This window comes from Pseudomonas sp. NFX1, from assembly GCF_051123555.1.
GTDB lineage: Bacteria > Pseudomonadota > Gammaproteobacteria > Pseudomonadales > Pseudomonadaceae > Aquipseudomonas > Aquipseudomonas capeferrum.
On sequence record NZ_CP169366.1, the window covers coordinates 5358414 to 5376177 of the forward strand.

The window sequence follows — 17764 nt, forward strand, 5'->3', positions numbered from 1 at the left end:
CATGCCCCTGCCACCCCGTTCCAAGCCGCGCCGCCCCCAGGCGCGGCCTGCCGACCAGCGTCGCCAGCCCAAGGCGCCGCCGGCCGAGCCACGCCTGATCCTGTTCAACAAGCCGTTCGACGTGCTGACCCAGTTCAGCGATGGCGAAGGGCGCGCGACCCTCAAGGACTTCATCGACATCCCCGGTGTGTACCCGGCCGGGCGGCTGGACCGCGACAGCGAAGGCTTGTTGCTGCTGACCAACGATGGTGGCCTGCAGGCGCGCATCGCCGACCCCAAGCACAAACTGGCCAAGACCTATTGGGTGCAGGTGGAAGGCGAGGCGAGCGACGAGCAACTGCAACGCCTGCGCGAAGGCGTGGCACTCAATGATGGGCCGACATTGCCGGCTGAAGCACGGCGCCTGGATGAGCCCGAGCTGTGGCCACGCAACCCGCCGGTGCGCTTTCGCAAGAGCGTGCCGACCAGTTGGCTGGAGCTGGTGATTCGCGAGGGGCGTAACCGCCAGGTACGGCGGATGACGGCGGCGGTAGGGTTACCGACATTGCGCCTGGTGCGGGTACGCATTGGTGACTGGGCGCTGGATGGGCTGGAGCAGGGGTGCTGGCGGGAAGTTGCAGCGAAGCTGTCGAGGTAGGTGCAGGGGGCCGCTTTGCGGCCCATTCGCTACGCAAGGTAAAGCGCCGCGCGCCTACACGCCTTCCAGGAATGCCACCACCACGCTCTTGATGATGAAGGCCAGCACCCCCAGCCCCAGCACGAAGAACAGGATCATCGTGCCAAACCGCCCGGCCTTGGACTTTTTCGCCAGGTCCCAGACGATGAAACCCATGAAACCGATCAGCACGGTGACCAGGATGATCATCATCCATTCTTCGAATACGGCGGGATCCATCTGTGTTCTCCAGGCAGTCTGAGCGCTCGATCATACGCCGGGCGCCCGGGTATTCAACGCAGGTGCGTCAAGGGCAGCTCGGTACTGGCCAGCACCTGGTTGAGCACGAAGCTCGAACGCACGCTGGTCACACCTTCGATGCGGGTCAGGCTGCCTAGTAGCAATTTCTGGTAGTGGTCCATGTCAGGCACCACCACTTTGAGCTGATAGTCGGCGTCCATACCGGTGACCAGGCTGCATTCGAGCACCTGCGGCAAGTTGCGGATGGCGGCCTCGAAGGTTTCGAAGCGCTCCGGGGTGTGGCGGTCCATGCCGATCAGCACATAGGCGGTCAGGCTCAGGCCGAGCTTCTTGCGGTCGAGCAGGGCAACCTGACGCGAAATGTAGCCGTCATCCTCCAGCTGCTTGACCCGACGCGAGCACGGCGAAGGCGACAAGCCGATGCGTTCGGCCAGCTCCTGGTTGGAAATGCGCGCATCGCGCTGCAATTCGGCAAGGATGCTCAGGTCGTAGCGGTCAAGTTTGCTCATGGAATATGCCTTTTCTGTTCCGATTGCGGTGAATTATCAATCCACGATGAAAAATTGCGCAAGTGCTATTTATCTGAGCAATCTTCGCAATCCTCTGTCACCTCCGGTTCGGTATCTTTATCAACAGAATCACTGCCCGGACAACAGTCCACGGCGACGCGCCCTAGGCGGGCGGTCGCGGCCAGCCATCCAACAGGATCCGCTAGGCCCCCGGGCTACACACCGTCCAGAAGACGGCGTGAGGTGAGCCGGCGCCACAAGTGCCGAGCACGGACGACAATTCCCAAAGGGAGGCCCCACGGCCTCCCTTTTTTCATGTCCGCGATTTTAACTTGCCGCTGTGGCCGGCGCGGTAGACTGGCAGCGGCTGCAGTCATTTTTTACCGAGAGGAACACCATGAAGTCGCGCATCTGGCAGTTGGCAGGTGTTGGTTTGGTTGCGTTGAGCATCAGTCTGGGCGCCTTGGCCCAAGGCCCGGATGAGGCGCACGGTGGGCATGGCGGCGACCCCAATGGCGCCCCCGCGGGCCGTTCCCCGCTCAACTCGCGCGACGAAGTGCGCCAGACGCAGCCGCCGCGCGAGGGCTATTACCAGGACATCCCTCGGCGCAATGGCGATAACCGTCACTGGCAGGCCGGTGGGCCCGGGCAGCGGCCAGGCGGTGACTGGCAGGGGCGCCCGGACGGGCATGGCAATGGCTGGGGGCCGGGGCCGCAGTATCGGCCAGGGCAAAGCATCGAGCGCTTCCCTGACCGCTACTGGAAGGTGCCCTACCGCGGGCAGGACTACTTCTACTCGGGCGGCTACTGGTACCGGCCGCATGGCGGCAGTTACATCGTCGTGGCGCCGCCCTATGGGGTAAGGGTGGAATACTTGCCGTCGTATGCCCGCGAGGTGTGGTTGGGTGGGGCGTTGTTCTTCCTGGTTGCCGATACCTATTACCAGTACCTGGCGGACAGCCGCGAGTACGTGGTGGTCAACCCGCCGGGGGTGGCGCCGGCGCCTGTGCCGGCTGGCAACGGTTACGACGTGGTGGCCTATCCGATGAATGGCCAGGGGCAGGAGCAGCAGGAGCAGGACCGCTACCAATGCCATCGTTGGGCGGTGAGCCAGTCTGGGTTTGATCCGGCCACGGCGGTTTATGCGCCACCGGGCAATGTCACAGACACCTACCGGCGTGCGCTGGGGGCCTGTTTCAGTGGGCGTGGTTACAGCATCAACTGAAGCTGACGCGCCTACACCGGGTCCGCGTGCACCATCACATCCGCCTGTGGATAACGCTGGCGGATCACCTTCGATGCCGCCACGCACAAGCCGTGCGCCTCATGCAGCGCCAGCTCCCCAGGCAACTCCAGGTGCAACTGCACGAACCACTGGTTGCCCGATACCCGCGTGCGCAGGTCATGCACCCCTTTCACCCCGGGGATGGCCAGCACCAGGGCGGCCATCTGCTCGCCAACCTCGCCGGGCAGCGCCTTGTCCATCAGGATGGCGGTGCTTTCCCGCGCGATCTGCAGGGCGCTCCAGAGAATGTAGAAGGCAATGCCCAGGCCGAACAGGGCGTCCAGTTGCGACCAGCCAAACTGCGTCAGCAACAGGGCAAGCAAGATGCTGCCATTGAGCAGCAGGTCGGAGCGGTAGTGCAGTGAGTCGGCCCGCACCGCCGTAGAGCCGGTCAGGCGAATGACCTTGTGCTGCAACGCCAGCAGGGCAATGGTCAGCACCAGCGAAAGCAGCATCACCGCGATGCCGACCGTGGTGTCGCCCAACGGTTGTGGCGTTTGCAGGCGTTCGACCGCCTGCACCCCGATCAACACCGCGCTGACCCCGATAAACAGCGCCTGCGCCATACCGGCCAAGGCCTCGGCCTTGCCGTGGCCGAACCGGTGGTCATCATCGGCCGGGCGCAAGGCGTAATGCACGGCGAGCAGGTTGAGAAACGAGGCCACGGCGTCCAGTGCCGAATCGGTCAGCCCGGCCAGCAAGCTGACCGAGCCGCTCAGCCACCAGGCCAGTGCCTTGCTCAGCACCAGGATGCTGGCCACCGCCAGTGAGGCGCGGGTGGCCAGGCGCAGCAGGCGCTGGTGTTCAGCCGGGGTGATCATGCTGTGGGCGATGTCCTTGTGTGGTTCAGGCAGCCGGTACCCGCTGGTAGGCCGCCAGTTGCTCGACGCTGCCACGCTGCTGGATCAGGCGCGGGTCATTCAGCGGCAGGCGCTGGCCGAGCTCGCTTTCGAGGATGGCCTGCAGCTTGAGGTTGTCGACCTTGCCATCGGGGCTTACCGCTTCGCGCAGTTTTTCCGGAGCGACCTGGGCGGTGCGGCCGCCGGGGTAGTAGATGGCGCCCGTGGCGAAGTCGATGCCGAAGGCGATCAGCCCGGGGATCACGTAGAACAGGATGCCGATGGCGTCCATGGCGGCGACCACGGGGTCGATCTTGCCGTCGATCTGCCCGCGACGGTCTGGGTAGAACAGCGTGCCGCAGGCCGTCAGCTGGGTCAGCAAGGTGACGATGAGGGCGCCGCCGATGACACGGGATGGGATACGCATGTAAATCTCCGAAAAGGTATTCAGCAGGGGCAAGCGAAGCGCCAGCACCTGAAGCTAAGACCATGATAGAGCAGGCTGGGTTCGCCGTTATACTCGCCCGACTGTTCGAGGACCACCATGATTTCATTACCGATCGATACCGTGTTGCCCGCCTTGCGCCAGGCATTGGAAAACCGCGACGAAGCCGTGCTCGAAGCGCCGCCCGGCGCCGGCAAGACCACCCGCGTGCCCCTGGCGTTGCTGGACGCGCCATGGCTGGCCGGGCAGACCATCGTGATGCTCGAACCGCGCCGCCTGGCGGCCCGCGCGGCCGCCGAAAGGCTGGCCAGCGAGCTGGGGGAAAAGGTCGGGGAAACCGTTGGCTACCGCATCCGCCTGGACAGCAAGGTCGGGCCCAGGACCCGTATCGAAGTGGTCACCGAGGGTATCCTCACCCGCCGGCTGCAGGCCGACCCAGGGCTGGAGGGCGTGGGGTTGCTGATTTTCGATGAATTTCACGAACGCAGCCTGGACGCCGACCTGGCGCTGGCGCTGAGCCTCAATGGCCGCGAGTTGCTGCGTGACGAGCCGCTGAAGATCTTGCTGATGTCGGCGACCCTGGAAGGCGAGCGCCTTTCGCGGCTACTCGACGACGCGCCGGTGGTCAGCAGTGAAGGGCGCATGCACCCGGTGGATATCCGCTGGGGGCGGCCCTACCAGCCTGGTGAATTCGTCGAGCCGCGGGTCGTCGAGTGTGTCCTGCAGGCCCTGGCGGAGCAGCCAGGCAGCGTACTGGTGTTTCTGCCAGGCCAGGCGGAGATCCGCCGGGTGCATCAGCACCTTCAAGAGGCATTGGCTGACCGCCCGGGTATCCTGCTGTGCCCGCTGCATGGCGAACTCGACCTGAACGCGCAGCGCGCGGCCATCGACCCCGCGCCCAGCGGTATGCGCAAGGTGGTGCTGGCCACCAACATCGCGGAAACCAGCCTGACCATCGACGGCGTGCGCGTGGTGGTGGACGCAGGCCTGGCGCGAGTGCCGCGCTTCGACCCCGGCAGCGGCATGACGCGGCTCGATACCCAGCGCATCTCCCGCGCCAGTGCCACCCAACGCGCCGGCCGTGCCGGGCGCCTGGAACCGGGGGTGTGCTTCCGGCTGTGGTCCGAGGCCCAGCATGACCAGCTGGCCGCCCATGGCAGCGCAGAAATACTCCAGGCCGACCTTGCGGGGCTGGCCTTGCAACTGGCCCGCTGGGGCGTCACGCCCGATCAGTTGCGCTGGCTGGACCAGCCGCCAGCGGCGGCGTTCGCCCAGGCCCAGGACCTGCTGGCACGGCTCAACGCGTTCAAGCCCGGCAGCCGCGACAACTTGAGCGAGCACGGCCAGGCGATGGCCGAATTGCCGGCCCATCCGCGCATCGCTCACTTGCTGCTGCGCGGCCAGGATCTGGGGCTGGCCACCATGGCCTGTGATGTTGCGGCCTTGCTGGGGGAGCGTGATATCCAGCGTGGCGGCGGCGCCGACCTGCACAGCCGGCTGGCGCTGGTCAGTGGTGAAAGCAAAGCATCCCGAGGCGGGCAAGGCGGTGTGCAGCGTGCGCGGCAGCTGGCCCGTCAGTACCGTGGGCTGCTGCGCGGCAAGGTGGGTGCGGGCGTCGCCGACCCCGACCATCCACGCTGGTTGGGCGCGTTGCTGGCGCTGGCCTACCCCGACCGGGTCGCCCAGCAGCGACGCGAAGGCGGCGCCGAGTACCGCCTGGCCAACGGTCGCGCGGCATTGTTCGCTGAGGTCGATGCCTTGATGAAGTGCCCGTGGCTGGTGATTGCCGACCTGGGCAGCCGTCAGGGCCAGCGTGAGGAACGCATCTACCTGGCCGCCGAGTTCGACCCGGCGCTGCTCGACGGTGTGCTGGCCGAGCAGGTCGAGCGTGTCGACCTGCTCGACTGGGACGAGCGCGAACAGGTGCTGCGTGCCGAACGCCAGACCAAGGTTGGCGAGCTGGTGCTCAGCCGCGAACCGTTGCCTGGCCTGGACGATGAAGCCCGCGCCAAGGCGCTGCTCGGCCTGGTACGGCGCAAAGGCCTGAACCTGCTGAGCTGGACGCCAGAGTTGCGCCAGTGGCAGGCGCGGGTGGCCTTGCTGCGCCAGCTGGACCTGGAGAAGAACGGGCAGAGCGAGTGGCCTGATCTGGGCGACGAAGCGCTGCTGGCCAGCCTGGAAGATTGGCTGCAACCCTACCTGGGCAAGGTCTCGCGCTTGAGCCATTTTGCCGGGCTGGACCTGTCGTCGATCCTGCGCAACCTGCTGCCATGGCCGTTGCCGCAGCGTCTGGATGAGTGGGCGCCGGCGCATCTGGCCGTGCCGTCTGGCTCGAACATCCGCCTGGACTACAGTGAATACCCGCCCATTCTCGCCGTGCGCCTGCAGGAGCTGTTCGGCCTGGCCGACACCCCGCGCATTGCCCAGGGGCGACAGCAGGTCAAGCTGCACCTGCTGTCACCGGCACGCCGGCCGGTGCAGGTGACCCAGGACCTGGCCAACTTCTGGCGCACGACCTATGCCGAGGTGAAGAAGGACCTCAAGGGCCGCTACCCCAAGCACTACTGGCCGGATGACCCGCTGGTGGCTGAAGCCACGGCGCGGGCCAAGCCTCGGGGTACCTGATGGGTTTCAGGCGGAATTACTCGGTTCCTGCACTGGGCGTCCGTTGCAAACCCGCGTGAGGAGGAAGATGGTTTCTTTGCCCTCCAAGACTCGCAGGTAAGAAAAGAAAGGATCGGCCACGGTCTGGTCGTGGTCGAGCCGCACCGTATGCCCTTGATGATCACGCCAACGGCATATCAAGCTGTCGTCGCTCCAGTACAGCGGTTCGAACTTGAAGGGGTCGGACACGCTGGCGTACTGGTATAGCCCAAGGTAGCCGTTGCGGCTGACCCCCATGGTCTTGTCGTGGTCCGCCCCGCTGCCGGTGATCATGAAGTGCAGGCGATCTGGTTCTTTCGAGTGAAACAGAAAACGAAACACGCTGGCAGGCTTCTGATGGCCGGCAATCACCCAATCACTCTGGCCGCTGATCACCTGCTGATCAGCGTCTTTGAACAGGCTGAGGTAGACGGATTTGGGCTTCTGGCGCGGAAGGCTTTCGAGGGTGGTTGCCGGATCGAGGGCTTGCAGAGTGCCGAGGAATATCTCGGCATCTTCTGCCCAATGGCTATCGCTTGCTGCCCCTTGGCTGTCGGTTATGGAAGTGATCATGGCGGCTCCGTGTCTTAAGGTCGCGAGCCGCCACGGTCACTGATACGGGGCCATGCTGGCAGCGTGCAGGTCTTCCACGGCGCACGCCTTGTGCAAGGTCACGCGTCAGGCGCCGCTATCCGCCTCCAGCAACGTGAACAGGCGGTACAGCACCACGGTACTGAACAGCTGCAAGAAGCCGCTCAGGCTGTCCATGGCCAGTTCCATGCCGGGGGCTGGCTCCGGGAAGGCCATCAGCAACAGCCCGTCGATCAGCCAGATGGGCGCCAGCACGCCCAGCACGCAGATCATGATGCGCATGAAGTGGCCGGTGGTCATCCGCGCGCTTTCGCGCATCGCCTGCACCACCGGCAGGCCACGCAGCACCAGCAGGTATTCGGCGAACACCAGGTTGATCATGATCCACACGCCCGGGAAGATGAACAGCGCCAGGCCCGCCATGATCAGCAGCGAGCTGATCAGAATCAGCAGGGCCAGTTGCGGCCACAGTTGCAGGGCGCGGGCGAACAGGTCGCGCTTGGCGATGTCCTGGCCGTTGCTGCGGGTGTCGAGATAAAGGATCAGCGCCGCGCTGTACAACGGGTAGAACAGCAGGCTGACCAGCATGCCGTAGGCCGGCGACGCCTGGTCGCCCAACTGCCGGTACAGCAGCTGGGTGAGCAAGGCTTCAAGCACCACCAGCGGCAGGCACAGCTGGAGAATGTTTGGCAGGTGGCGGCGGAAGAAGTACAGGGAGTCGCGCAGAACGCTCAGCGGATTCATCGGTCAACATCGCATGGCAGTAAAAGCAGGGGCCTAACTTTAGCCCAAAGCGGGCGTGCAGCTGTCACTTGCTGAAAAAAGTTTCACCGCCGTGGCGATTGAATCCCGTGCCTGCACCCCCCATCTTTGACGCTGTCCGTTGTCCCGCTTCCCCACGAGGTCGCCTCATGAACACTGAAGAACAAACCCTGATCGATAGCCTGTTCGGCCGCATCAAGCAAGCTGAAGACCCAAGCCAGCCCCGCGATGCCCAGGCCCAGGCGTGCATCGAGGAACACCTGCGTCAGCAGCCAGCAGCACCTTATTACATGGCCCAGGCGATCCTGGTTCAGGAAGCTGCGCTCAAGCGCCTGGACGAGCAGAACAAGCAACTCGAAGCGGAGCTCAAGCAGGCCCGCGCCCAAGCCGAAGCCAGCCGTGCGGGTAGCAACGCCCCGAGCAACAGCGGCGGTGGTTTCCTGTCGAGCATCTTTGGTTCGGGCGGGCGCAGTGCGCCACCGGCGGTGCAACCGCAGCGGCCTTCGGCGCCTGTTTCTGCCGGCGGTGGCTGGCGTGAACCGTCTGCGCCGGGCTTTAACCAGCAGCCTGCGCAGCAACAGCAGCAAGGCTTCGGCGCAGCCCCGGCGCGGGGTGGCGCCAGCAGCTTCCTGGGTGGCGCGATGCAGACCGCTGCCGGTGTGGCAGGCGGGGTGTTGCTGGCGCAAGGTATCAGCAGCCTGTTCAACCACAACTCGCAGCCCGAGGAAGTGGCCGAGGTAAGCAAGGAAGAGCCGACCCCTGCCAGCGACAGCGGTGGCTGGAATGACCAGGGCGGGCAGCAGCAAGTGGCCGACAGCGGCGGTTGGGGCAATGACCAGGGCGGTTACGCCGACACCGATTATGGCAGTGATGATGGGGGCTTCTTCTCCGACGACGATTCCTACGTCTGACGGGTCTGGCATACTGCTGGCATTTTGGGGCTGCAGGGCAGCCCCGAATTCCATCAGATGAAGGGGTTCCAGGTGAAAAAGATCGCGTTGTTCGCCGACGTGCAGAACCTCTACTACACCGTGCGCCAGGCGCACGGCTGTCATTTCAACTACGCCGCGCTGTGGGCCGAGGTCAGCCGTGAAGGGCAGATCGTCGAGGCCGTGGCCTATGCCATCGACCGCGGTGACAGCAAGCAGCAGCAGTTTCAGCAAATTTTGCGCAACCTGGGTTTCGAGGTACGCCTGAAACCGTTCATCCAGCGCAGCGATGGCTCGGCCAAAGGTGACTGGGATGTGGGCATCACCCTGGATGTGATCGATGCGGCCAGCCGCGTGGACCAGGTGGTGCTGGCCTCGGGTGACGGTGACTTCGACCTGTTGCTGGAGCGGGTCATCCAGCGTCACGGTGCTGAAGCGGTGGTGTATGGCGTGCCCGGGCTTACTGCGATGTCACTGATCCGCGCTGCGAGCCGGTATGTGCCTATTGAGGGGCGGTTGTTGTTGCGTCATTGAGGTGTTCGCCATTACATCTTCAGCGCCCATAAGATCGAGCGCCGCGCGGGCGGCGCTCGATCTCACAGGCGCTGAAAACCTACCGTCAAACTCGCCCCCCCCCACCAAGTGTGCCGCTCATTTATTCTGGTTTTGTAACTTATTATTGCTCGGTGGCCTTTCTAAACTAAGCCACCCGTAAACGGATTTTGAGTAACCTTGCCATGCCTGCCTCCCGTCGCTTCCCGCTGCTGCTTATCGGCGCCTTTATGGCCCTGTACCTGGTCTGGGGGTCCACCTACCTGTTCATTCGCATTGGCGTCGAGTCCTGGCCACCGATGCTCATGGCGGGGGTGCGCTTTCTGATCGCCGGGGGCTTGCTGTACGGTTTCCTGCGCTGGCGGGGTGTGCCGGCGCCGACCTGGCCGCAATGGCGGGCGGCGGGGGCAATCGGCTTTCTGCTGCTCAGCTGCGGCAATGGCGGTGTGACCGTGGCCGAGCACGCCGGTGTGGCCTCAGGCGTGGCGGCGCTGGCGGTGGCGACGGTGCCGCTGTTCACTCTGGTGTTCGGCTTGCTGTTCGGTCACCGTAATTCGCGGCTCGAGTGGGCGGGTATCGGCCTTGGGCTGGTCGGTATCGGCCTGCTCAACCTTGGCTCCAACTTGCAGGCAAGCCCGATTGGCGCGGCACTGATTCTGTTCGCGGCGGCGTCGTGGGCATTCGGTTCGGTGTGGAGCAAGAGCTTGCCGTTGCCCCAGGGGCCGATGGCCAGTGCCGCCGAAATGCTGGTGGGCGGGGCAGTGTTGCTGCTGGGCAGCGTGGTGTCGGGCGAGCGCATGACCCAGATGCCGACCGCCGCCGGTTGGGGCGCGCTGGCCTACCTGGTGTTCTTCGGCTCGATCCTCGCATTCAGTGCCTACATGTACCTGCTCAAACATGTACGCCCGGCAGCCGCGACCAGCTATGCCTACGTCAACCCGGCGGTGGCGGTGCTGTTGGGTATCGTCTTCGCCGGTGAGCAGATCGGCGCCGAAGAATGCGTGGCCATGGCAGTCATCATTGGCGCAGTGGTGCTGATCGGCCTGCCGCAGTGGCGCAAGGCACCACAACCTGCGCAACCGCTGAAGGGCGAAATCTGCAAGTAAGCGGGGGTGTTGCGGTAAACTTGCCGCCTTCGCTGAACCCCCTGACGGTATTGCCATGAATTTCGCCAAACTCGGCCTGATCGAACCCTTGCTGCGTACCCTGCAGCAGCTGGACTACACCACCCCGACCCCGGTCCAGGCCCAGGCCATCCCTGCCGTGCTGGCCGGCCGCGACCTGATGGCCGCAGCCCAGACCGGCACCGGCAAGACCGCAGGCTTCGCCCTGCCGGTGCTGCAGCGCCTGGCGCTGGAAGGTGAGAAGGTTGCCAGCAACTCGATCCGCGCGCTGGTGCTGGTACCCACCCGCGAGTTGGCCGAGCAGGTGCACAACAACGTGCGCGAATATGCCGAGAACCTGCCGCTGAGCACCTATGCGGTGTACGGCGGCGTCAGTATCAACCCGCAGATGATGCGCCTGCGCCGTGGCGTCGACCTGCTGGTGGCAACCCCAGGTCGCTTGCTCGACCTGTTCCGCCAGAACGCTGTGAAGTTCAACCAGGTGCAGACCCTGGTGCTCGACGAAGCCGACCGCATGCTCGACCTGGGGTTTGCCGAAGAGCTGCAGTCGGTGTACGCCGCGCTGCCGCGCAAGCGCCAGACGTTGCTGTTTTCCGCGACCTTCTCGGACCAGATCCGGGTGCTCGCCGGCCTGGCCCTGAACGACCCGCTGAGCATCGAAGTCAGCCCGCGCAATGCCGCCGCCTCCACCGTCAAGCAGTGGCTGGTGCCTGTGGACAAGAAGCGCAAGGCCGACCTGTTCTGCCACTTGCTGCGCAAGCAGCGCTGGAGCCAGGTGCTGGTGTTCGCCAAGACCCGCAACGGTGTCGACCAGTTGGTGGAGCGCTTGCTCAGCGAAGGTATCAACGCCGATGGCATCCATGGCGACCGCCCGCAAGCGACGCGCCAGCGTGCCCTGGATACCTTCAAGGCGCGTGAGATCCAGGTATTGGTGGCAACCGATGTGGCCGCACGCGGGCTGGACATCGACGACCTGCCGCTGGTGGTCAACCTCGACCTGCCGATTGTCGCCGAGGATTACGTGCACCGTATCGGCCGCACGGGGCGTGCTGGCAACAAAGGTGAGGCGATTTCGCTGGTGTGTGCCGACGAAGTGCAGATGCTGGCGTCGATCGAGACGCTGATTCGCCAGACCTTGCCGCGGCACGAAGAGCCGGACTTCATCCCTGAGCACCGGGTGCCGATGACTGATGCCAGTGGGCAGGTGATCAAGAAGCCGAAGAAGGCCAAGAAGCCGAAAGAGAACAGCGCCAAGCGTGGTTTGGGGCGCTGGATGGACAGTGCCGAGGCGGCTAGCCCGGCGCCAGCTGTTAAAGCGGTGCGCAAGGTGCCTAGCTTCAATGGCGGGCCGCGTAAGCGTAAGCCTTGAGCTAGCTGCGGCTCTGTGGGAGCGGGCTTGCCCCGCGAACACCGGCGAAGCCGGTGCCAGGCACTGCGTGCCTCTATTCGTGGAACAAGCCCGCCACCCAATCCGCCGCTGCCCGCCCGGCCCGCAACCCACTGGCAAAGCACGCCGTCAGCAGATAACCCCCCGTCGGCGCCTCCCAGTCCAGCATCTCGCCGGCACAGAACACACCCGGCAGCGCCTTGACCATCAACCCCGCGTCCAGCCCCTCGAAGCGCACCCCACCGGCACTGCTGATCGCTTCATCCAGCGGCCTGGCGCGCACCAAGGTAATCGGCAACGCCTTGATCGCCCGTGCCAGCGCTTGCGGATCGGCGAAGGTCGCTTGATCCGTCAGCTCCCGCAACAAGCCTGCCTTGACCCCGTCGATACCCAATTGGCTGTGCAGGTGCTTGGCCATCGAGCGTGAACCACGCGGCTTGGCCAACGCTTCAGCAATTTTATCCACAGGCCGGTCTGGCAACAGATCCAGCAGCAGCACCCCGCGGCCCTCGCGGTTGATGGCCTCGCGCACTAGCGCCGACCAGGCGTACACCAGGCTGCCTTCGACCCCTTGCGCAGTGAGAATGAATTCGCCCTTGCGCGGCGGGCTGCCCGGCACGCTGAGGGCAATGTTCTTCAGCGGTGCGCCGGCAAACTTGTCCTTGAGCAAGGTGCTCCAGCCTTCGACTTCAAACCCACAGTTGCTCGGCTGCAAGGGCGAGATATCCACAGCCCGCTCAGCCAGCAGTGGTTGCCACGCACCGTCTGAACCGAGGCGCGCCCAACTGCCCCCACCCAGCGCAAGCACCACGGCTGCCGCTTTCACCCGTCGTTCACCCTGTGGATAAGCGATCCGCAGGCTGCCATCGTCATGCCAGCCCAGCCAGCGATGGCGGGTGTGGATAACTACGCCGCTGTCGCGCAGGCGCTTGAGCCAGGCGCGCAGCAGGGGGGCTGCCTTCATGTCGCGAGGGAATACCCTGCCCGAGGTGCCGACGAAGGTTTCGATACCCAGGCCGTGAATCCACTGGCGCAGGGCCTCGGCATCGAAGCTGCGCAGCAGGGCGTCGATCTCGCCCTGGCGTTCGGCGTAGCGCGCGACGAAAGCGGGGTATGGCTCGGAATGGGTGATGTTCATGCCGCCGACACCTGCCAGCAGAAACTTGCGGCCTACCGAGGGCATGGCATCGAATACCTCGACCGCCAAGCCCGCCTGGGCCAGCGCTTCGGCGGCCATCAGGCCGGCGGGGCCACCACCGATGACGGCGACAAGGGGAGGGGATGAAGGGTGTAGATCGGGCATGGGCGGCGGCAGGCTGTGGAAAAGAGTGTGCATTCTAGCGCAGGCGGCCCTGTGGAAGCACTGGTCAAAAAATGATCAGATCTTTGCAGGGCACGCAGGCAAAGGGCTGCAGCAGCTTTCGCGCAGCTTATCCACAGGCGGTTCCACAGTCATTGTGAACAACTGATGACCTTCGCCGCACTGTGATGCAGGATGCCATGGCGCCGCGCCAGCGCAGCACGGTCTTTGCTGTAGCCACCGCCGATCACCCCCACCACCGGGATATCGCGGCCCAGGCAATGACGCATGACACTTTCGTCGCGGGCCGCCAAGCCTTCGTCGGTCAGTTGCAGGTAGCCCAGGGCATCGTCCTTGTGCACATCCACGCCGGCGTCGTACAGCACCAGGTCGGGCTGGTACAACGGCAGCAGGTAGTTGAGGGCATCGTCCACGACCTTGAGGTAGGCCGCGTCGCCCATGCCGCGGGGCAGGGGGATGTCCCAGTCGCTCTGCGCCTTGCGGGCCGGGAAGTTCTGTTCACAGTGCAGGGACACGGTGATCGCGTCGGGTGTGTCCTGGAGGATGCGCGCAGTGCCGTCGCCTTGGTGCACGTCGCAGTCGAAGATCAGCACCCGGTGCACCCGCCCGGCCTCCAGCAGGTAGCGGCTGATCACGGCCAGGTCGTTGAAGATGCAGAAACCGGCGGGGTGATCGTAATGGGCGTGGTGGGTGCCGCCGGCCAGGTGGCAGGCGATGCCGTGCTCAAGGGCCAATTCGGCGCACAGCAGCGAGCCGCCCACGGCGCGCACGGTGCGCCGGGCCAGCGCCTCGCTCCAAGGCAGGCCGAGGCGGCGCTGGTCCTCGCGGGACAGGTCGCCGTTCATGTAGCGCTCGATGTAACCGCGGTCGTGGGCCAGGGCGAGGATGTCGTTGGGGCAGATCTGCGGGCGCAACAGGTCCTGGTCGCGGGTCAGGCCGCTGTCGACCAGGTGGTCGCGCAGCAGGCGAAACTTGTCCATCGGGAAGCGGTGGTCGGCGGGGAACGCCGGGCTGTAGTCATCGTGGTAGATCAGCGGCAACGGCATGGTGGGTTCGCAATCGGGGCCAGTGCTGATCTTGCCAGTTCTTGGGCGGTCGGTGCTATTGCCCGTGGGAGCGGGCTTGCCCCGCGAAGCGCCGCGCGGACGGCGCTTGATCTCACTGGGTTAAACCTTCGCCCGCGCCTACGCTGTAAACTGCAAGACAGCAAAACCGGAGCACACCCCATGACCCCCATCCCCCAACTGGAAAGCGCACGGCTGGTGCTGCGCCAATGGCATGACGACGACCTGCGCGAGTTCGCCGCGCTGTGCGCCGACCCTCAGGTGATGCGCTACTTCCCGGCGCCGTTGACGCGCCTGGAGGCGGCTGCGCTGATCGGGCGTATCCGTGGCCACTTCAATGAGTACGGGTTCGGCCTGTGGGCGCTGGAGCGCAAGGACAGCGGCGCGTTCATCGGCATGACCGGGCTGTTGCACGTCAGCTTCGATGCCGATTTTGCGCCTGCAGTGGAAATCGGCTGGCGCCTGGCGCGGCGCCACTGGGGCCTGGGCTTTGCCAGCGAGGCCGCCTGGACGTGCCTGCGTTGTGCCTTCGCCCAATTGCGCCTGGATGAGGTGGTGTCGTTCACTAGCGAGAGCAACTTGCCCTCGCAAAAGGTCATGCAGGCCGTTGGCATGCTGCAAGACCCGAGCGGCAGTTTCGAACACCCGCGCCTGCCTGCCGGCCACCCGTTGCGCCCGCATGTGCTGTACCGCATCGACCGTGCACACTGGGAGCAGACCCTGCGCGGCTGAATGGATGGCCATGCGCGGTGCGAATGACAAACCCTGTATCATTTGCCTTCATGAAAGTGCTGTAGAGCCGTGATGCCTTGCTAGGAGAACCCCCGATGAGTCATGTGTTGGACGACCTGGTCGACCTGTTGAGCCTCGAGTCCATCGAGGAGAACCTGTTCCGTGGACGCAGCCAGGACCTGGGCTTCCGCCAGCTGTACGGCGGGCAGGTGCTGGGCCAGTCATTGTCGGCGGCCAGCCAGACGGTCGAGGACGCGCGCCACGTGCATTCGTTGCACGGCTACTTCCTGCGCCCTGGCGATGCCAGCTTGCCGGTGGTCTATTCGGTAGACCGGGTACGTGACGGTGGCAGCTTCAGCACCCGGCGGGTGACGGCGATTCAGAAGGGCCACACCATCTTCACCTGCAGCGCGTCGTTCCAGTACGACGAAGAGGGCTTCGAGCACCAGGCGCAGATGCCGGATGTGGTCGGCCCGGAAAACCTGCCCAGCGAAGTCGAACTGGCCAGTGCCATGGCCGAGCACCTGCCCGAACGCATCCGCGACAAGGTGCTGTGCGCCAAGCCGATCGAAATCCGCCCGGTCACAGAACGCGACCCGTTCAACCCCAAGCCGGGTGACCCGGTGAAGTACGCCTGGTTCCGTGCCGACGGCAACCTGCCGGACGTGCCAGCGCTGCACAAGTACCTGCTGGCCTATGCCTCTGACTTCGGCCTGCTGACTACCGCGCTGCTGCCCCATGGCAAATCGGTGTGGCAGCGCGACATGCAGATCGCCAGCCTCGATCATTCGCTGTGGTTCCATGGCAACCTGCGTGCAGACGAGTGGTTGCTGTACGCCACCGACAGCCCTTGGGCCGGCAATGCCCGCGGCTTCTGCCGGGGCAGTATCTTCAACCAGGCCGGGCAGCTGGTGGCATCGTCGTGCCAGGAAGGCCTGATCCGTCATCGCAAGGACTGGGCATGAACCTGAGCGAAGTGCGTAACTGGGTGTTCGATATGGACGGCACCCTGACCGTGGCGGTGCACGATTTTGCGGCGATCCGCGAAGCGCTCAAGATCCCGGCCGAGCACGACATCCTGACCCACCTGGCGGCGTTGCCGGCGGCGCAAGCGGCGGCCAAGCACGCCTGGCTGCTGGAGCATGAACGCGACCTGGCGCTGGCCTCGACGGCAGCGACGGGCGCGGTGGAGCTGGTGCGCGAGCTGGCCGAGCGCGGCTGTCGGCTGGCGATCCTGACCCGCAATGCCCGCGAGCTTGCGCATGTCACGCTAGAGGCCATCGGCCTGGCTGACTGCTTCGCGGTGGAGCATATTCTTGGCCGTGACGAGGCCGCGCCCAAGCCTAGCCCGGACGGCCTTTTGAAAATTGCCGGGGCGTGGGGCGTGGCACCGCGCGAGCTGGTGATGGTCGGTGACTACCGCTTCGACCTGGATTGCGGGCGCGCGGCCGGGGCGCGGACCATACTGGTCAACCTGCCGGACAACCCGTGGCCGCAATTGACCGATTGGCATGCAGCGGATTGCCGGGCGTTGCGGGTGATGCTCGGCTGATCGTTGGTGTTGGCAAGCTGCCTGCACGGGCTATGCTGAACCGAAATTTTTCCCTTGATGGAGACCCAGCCATGAGCAGCAAGGCCATCTACGTCCAACCTGGCGGCGGCTACGCCAACGTCCAGGTCGGCACCTGCGAGGCGCTTGCGCCACAGGCCGGCGAGATCACCGTGCGTTTGCACGCCAGTTCCCTCAACTACCACGACTTCGCCGTGGTCAGCGGCATGTGGGGGCCGAGCGAGCGGCGCATTCCCATGGCCGATGGTGCCGGTGAAGTGACGGCGGTGGGGGCCGGCGTCAGCGAATTCCAGGTGGGTGACAACGTTGTCAGCACCTTCTTCCCCGACTGGCTCGACGGCCAAGCCAATGTCGAAGGGTTTGCCCGGGTGCCCGGTGATGGCCTGGATGGCTACGCCCGTGCGCAGGTCACCGCGCGTGCCACCTCCTTCACCCTGGCGCCCAAGGGTTACAGCCACGCCGAGGCGGCCACGCTGACCACCGCAGGCCTTACCGCCTGGCGTGCCTTGATGAGCGACGACCACCTCAAGCCCGGTGATACCGTGCTGGTGCAGGGTACCGGCGGGGTGTCGATATTCGCCTTGCAGTTCGCCAAGCTGGCGGGTGCGACGGTGATTGCCACGTCGTCCAGCGATGCCAAGCTCGAGCGCCTAAAGGCCCTCGGCGCCGACCACCTGATCAACTACAAGAGCACCCCGGCCTGGGGCGAGAAGGTGCGTGAGCTCACCGGCAATCGCGGTGTCGACCATGTGATCGAAGTCGGCGGCCCGGCGACCCTGGAGCAATCGATGATTGCCGCGCGTATCGGCGGGCATGTGTCGTTGATCGGTATCCTCACCGGGGTGGCAGGGCAGTTGCCGCTGGTGCAGGCGCTGGTGCGGCAGATCCGCTTGCAGGGCGTGCTGGTCGGCAGCCGGGCCCAGCAGCAGGCGATGGTGCGGGCGATCGACGCCAATGGCTTGCGGCCGGTGGTGGACAAACACTTCGAGCTGGAGCAGATCGTCGATGCGTTCCGCTACCAGGAGAGCAACAAGCATTTCGGCAAGATCTGCCTGACCTGGTAGTTGCTGCGCCGACAAGGCGTTTGTAACGAGC

The 17764-nt window shown here is 65.1% G+C and carries 19 protein-coding genes; 11 read left to right on the plus strand and 8 right to left on the minus strand.

All coding sequences use genetic code 11. The annotated features are described in order from the left end of the window. Window position 1: 1 nt before the first annotated feature. Entirely contained in the window at window positions 2-637 is a 636-nt protein-coding gene (locus DJ563_RS24100) for a pseudouridine synthase (protein WP_047582401.1), read from the plus strand. Window positions 638-691: 54 nt separating this feature from the next. Here the strand turns inward: DJ563_RS24100 and DJ563_RS24105 are convergent, their stop codons facing one another. Next, on the minus strand, window positions 692-895 hold the full coding sequence (locus tag DJ563_RS24105; protein ID WP_033701689.1) for a DUF2788 domain-containing protein: 204 nt from the start codon (window positions 893-895) through the stop codon (window positions 692-694). 53 nt (window positions 896-948) lie between these two features. Further along, window positions 949-1425: an Lrp/AsnC family transcriptional regulator gene (locus tag DJ563_RS24110; RefSeq protein ID WP_003249795.1), complete on the minus strand. Its 477-nt coding sequence runs from the start codon at window positions 1423-1425 to the stop codon at window positions 949-951. Between the two features lie 397 nt (window positions 1426-1822). Here DJ563_RS24110 and DJ563_RS24115 point away from each other — a divergent pair, with 397 nt between their 5' ends. Then, window positions 1823-2650, plus strand: a complete 828-nt coding sequence (locus tag DJ563_RS24115; protein WP_434518455.1) for a DUF6515 family protein — start codon at window positions 1823-1825, stop codon at window positions 2648-2650. Between the two features lie 11 nt (window positions 2651-2661). Here DJ563_RS24115 and DJ563_RS24120 read toward each other — a convergent pair whose 3' ends face one another. Both DJ563_RS24120 and DJ563_RS24125 read right to left on the minus strand, forming a co-directional pair. Beyond that, window positions 2662-3531 carry a cation diffusion facilitator family transporter gene (locus DJ563_RS24120; RefSeq protein WP_258714176.1) on the minus strand — a complete coding sequence of 290 codons (870 nt, stop codon included), beginning with the start codon at window positions 3529-3531 and terminating at the stop codon, window positions 2662-2664. 25 nt (window positions 3532-3556) lie between these two features. After that, on the minus strand, window positions 3557-3976 hold the full coding sequence (locus tag DJ563_RS24125; protein ID WP_047582423.1) for a hypothetical protein: 420 nt from the start codon (window positions 3974-3976) through the stop codon (window positions 3557-3559). 117 nt (window positions 3977-4093) lie between these two features. Between DJ563_RS24125 and hrpB the strand changes: the two genes are divergently transcribed. Then, window positions 4094-6619, plus strand: a complete 2526-nt coding sequence (gene hrpB / locus DJ563_RS24130) for an ATP-dependent helicase HrpB (protein WP_434518456.1) — start codon at window positions 4094-4096, stop codon at window positions 6617-6619. Between the two features lie 6 nt (window positions 6620-6625). Here the strand turns inward: hrpB and DJ563_RS24135 are convergent, their stop codons facing one another. Together DJ563_RS24135 and DJ563_RS24140 are read right to left on the minus strand one after the other, a co-directional pair. Further along, window positions 6626-7210, minus strand: coding sequence for a hypothetical protein (locus DJ563_RS24135; protein ID WP_434518457.1), 585 nt, complete (start codon window positions 7208-7210; stop codon window positions 6626-6628). Window positions 7211-7315: 105 nt separating this feature from the next. Next, complete coding sequence (locus DJ563_RS24140; protein WP_047582415.1) at window positions 7316-7972, minus strand: YciC family protein; 657 nt, start codon at window positions 7970-7972, stop codon at window positions 7316-7318. A 167-nt stretch (window positions 7973-8139) separates the two neighbouring features. Here DJ563_RS24140 and DJ563_RS24145 point away from each other — a divergent pair, with 167 nt between their 5' ends. From DJ563_RS24145 to DJ563_RS24160, 4 genes are all read left to right on the plus strand, one after another. Further along, window positions 8140-8901, plus strand: coding sequence for a DUF2076 domain-containing protein (locus tag DJ563_RS24145; protein ID WP_434518458.1), 762 nt, complete (start codon window positions 8140-8142; stop codon window positions 8899-8901). 57 nt (window positions 8902-8958) lie between these two features. Further along, a complete protein-coding gene (locus DJ563_RS24150) occupies window positions 8959-9453 on the plus strand; it encodes an NYN domain-containing protein (RefSeq protein WP_156311438.1) in 495 nt (164 codons plus the stop codon). A gap of 203 nt (window positions 9454-9656) precedes the next feature. Then, window positions 9657-10577 (plus strand): drug/metabolite exporter YedA, encoded by a 921-nt coding sequence (yedA, locus tag DJ563_RS24155; RefSeq protein ID WP_186652640.1) that lies wholly within the window; start codon window positions 9657-9659, stop codon window positions 10575-10577. 55 nt (window positions 10578-10632) lie between these two features. After that, window positions 10633-11964, plus strand: a complete 1332-nt coding sequence (locus DJ563_RS24160; protein WP_033701681.1) for a DEAD/DEAH box helicase — start codon at window positions 10633-10635, stop codon at window positions 11962-11964. A 73-nt stretch (window positions 11965-12037) separates the two neighbouring features. Here the strand turns inward: DJ563_RS24160 and DJ563_RS24165 are convergent, their stop codons facing one another. Both DJ563_RS24165 and DJ563_RS24170 read right to left on the minus strand, forming a co-directional pair. After that, complete coding sequence (locus tag DJ563_RS24165) at window positions 12038-13285, minus strand: TIGR03862 family flavoprotein (RefSeq protein WP_434518459.1); 1248 nt, start codon at window positions 13283-13285, stop codon at window positions 12038-12040. Between the two features lie 149 nt (window positions 13286-13434). Then, window positions 13435-14349, minus strand: coding sequence for a histone deacetylase family protein (locus DJ563_RS24170; protein WP_274098768.1), 915 nt, complete (start codon window positions 14347-14349; stop codon window positions 13435-13437). A gap of 180 nt (window positions 14350-14529) precedes the next feature. Here DJ563_RS24170 and DJ563_RS24175 point away from each other — a divergent pair, with 180 nt between their 5' ends. The 4 genes from DJ563_RS24175 (at window position 14530) to DJ563_RS24190 (ending at window position 17733) form a co-directional block, all read left to right on the plus strand. Further along, a complete protein-coding gene (locus DJ563_RS24175) occupies window positions 14530-15099 on the plus strand; it encodes a GNAT family N-acetyltransferase (RefSeq protein ID WP_033701678.1) in 570 nt (189 codons plus the stop codon). Window positions 15100-15194: 95 nt separating this feature from the next. Further along, window positions 15195-16064: an acyl-CoA thioesterase II gene (tesB, locus tag DJ563_RS24180; RefSeq protein ID WP_033701677.1), complete on the plus strand. Its 870-nt coding sequence runs from the start codon at window positions 15195-15197 to the stop codon at window positions 16062-16064. After that, a complete protein-coding gene (locus tag DJ563_RS24185; RefSeq protein ID WP_434518460.1) occupies window positions 16061-16651 on the plus strand; it encodes an HAD family hydrolase in 591 nt (196 codons plus the stop codon). Before tesB ends, DJ563_RS24185 begins: the two co-directional genes overlap by 4 nt. Window positions 16652-16722: 71 nt before the next feature. Then, window positions 16723-17733 (plus strand): zinc-dependent alcohol dehydrogenase family protein, encoded by a 1011-nt coding sequence (locus DJ563_RS24190; RefSeq protein WP_033701674.1) that lies wholly within the window; start codon window positions 16723-16725, stop codon window positions 17731-17733. Window positions 17734-17764 lie beyond the last annotated feature (31 nt).

Coding starts and splice junctions, on each gene's coding strand:
- hrpB (WP_434518456.1), top strand. CDS start 4,094: ATGATTTCATTACCGATCGATACCGTGTTGCCCGCCTTGCGCCAGGCA.
- yedA (WP_186652640.1), top strand. CDS start 9,657: ATGCCTGCCTCCCGTCGCTTCCCGCTGCTGCTTATCGGCGCCTTTATG.
- DJ563_RS24175 (WP_033701678.1), top strand. CDS start 14,530: ATGACCCCCATCCCCCAACTGGAAAGCGCACGGCTGGTGCTGCGCCAA.
- tesB (WP_033701677.1), top strand. CDS start 15,195: ATGAGTCATGTGTTGGACGACCTGGTCGACCTGTTGAGCCTCGAGTCC.
- DJ563_RS24120 (WP_258714176.1), bottom strand. CDS start 3,531: ATGATCACCCCGGCTGAACACCAGCGCCTGCTGCGCCTGGCCACCCGC.
- DJ563_RS24150 (WP_156311438.1), top strand. CDS start 8,959: ATGAAGGGGTTCCAGGTGAAAAAGATCGCGTTGTTCGCCGACGTGCAG.
- DJ563_RS24190 (WP_033701674.1), top strand. CDS start 16,723: ATGAGCAGCAAGGCCATCTACGTCCAACCTGGCGGCGGCTACGCCAAC.
- DJ563_RS24185 (WP_434518460.1), top strand. CDS start 16,061: ATGAACCTGAGCGAAGTGCGTAACTGGGTGTTCGATATGGACGGCACC.
- DJ563_RS24135 (WP_434518457.1), bottom strand. CDS start 7,210: ATGATCACTTCCATAACCGACAGCCAAGGGGCAGCAAGCGATAGCCAT.
- DJ563_RS24115 (WP_434518455.1), top strand. CDS start 1,823: ATGAAGTCGCGCATCTGGCAGTTGGCAGGTGTTGGTTTGGTTGCGTTG.
- DJ563_RS24105 (WP_033701689.1), bottom strand. CDS start 895: ATGGATCCCGCCGTATTCGAAGAATGGATGATGATCATCCTGGTCACC.
- DJ563_RS24170 (WP_274098768.1), bottom strand. CDS start 14,349: ATGCCGTTGCCGCTGATCTACCACGATGACTACAGCCCGGCGTTCCCC.
- DJ563_RS24140 (WP_047582415.1), bottom strand. CDS start 7,972: ATGAATCCGCTGAGCGTTCTGCGCGACTCCCTGTACTTCTTCCGCCGC.
- DJ563_RS24145 (WP_434518458.1), top strand. CDS start 8,140: ATGAACACTGAAGAACAAACCCTGATCGATAGCCTGTTCGGCCGCATC.
- DJ563_RS24160 (WP_033701681.1), top strand. CDS start 10,633: ATGAATTTCGCCAAACTCGGCCTGATCGAACCCTTGCTGCGTACCCTG.
- DJ563_RS24100 (WP_047582401.1), top strand. CDS start 2: ATGCCCCTGCCACCCCGTTCCAAGCCGCGCCGCCCCCAGGCGCGGCCT.
- DJ563_RS24110 (WP_003249795.1), bottom strand. CDS start 1,425: ATGAGCAAACTTGACCGCTACGACCTGAGCATCCTTGCCGAATTGCAG.
- DJ563_RS24125 (WP_047582423.1), bottom strand. CDS start 3,976: ATGCGTATCCCATCCCGTGTCATCGGCGGCGCCCTCATCGTCACCTTG.
- DJ563_RS24165 (WP_434518459.1), bottom strand. CDS start 13,285: ATGCCCGATCTACACCCTTCATCCCCTCCCCTTGTCGCCGTCATCGGT.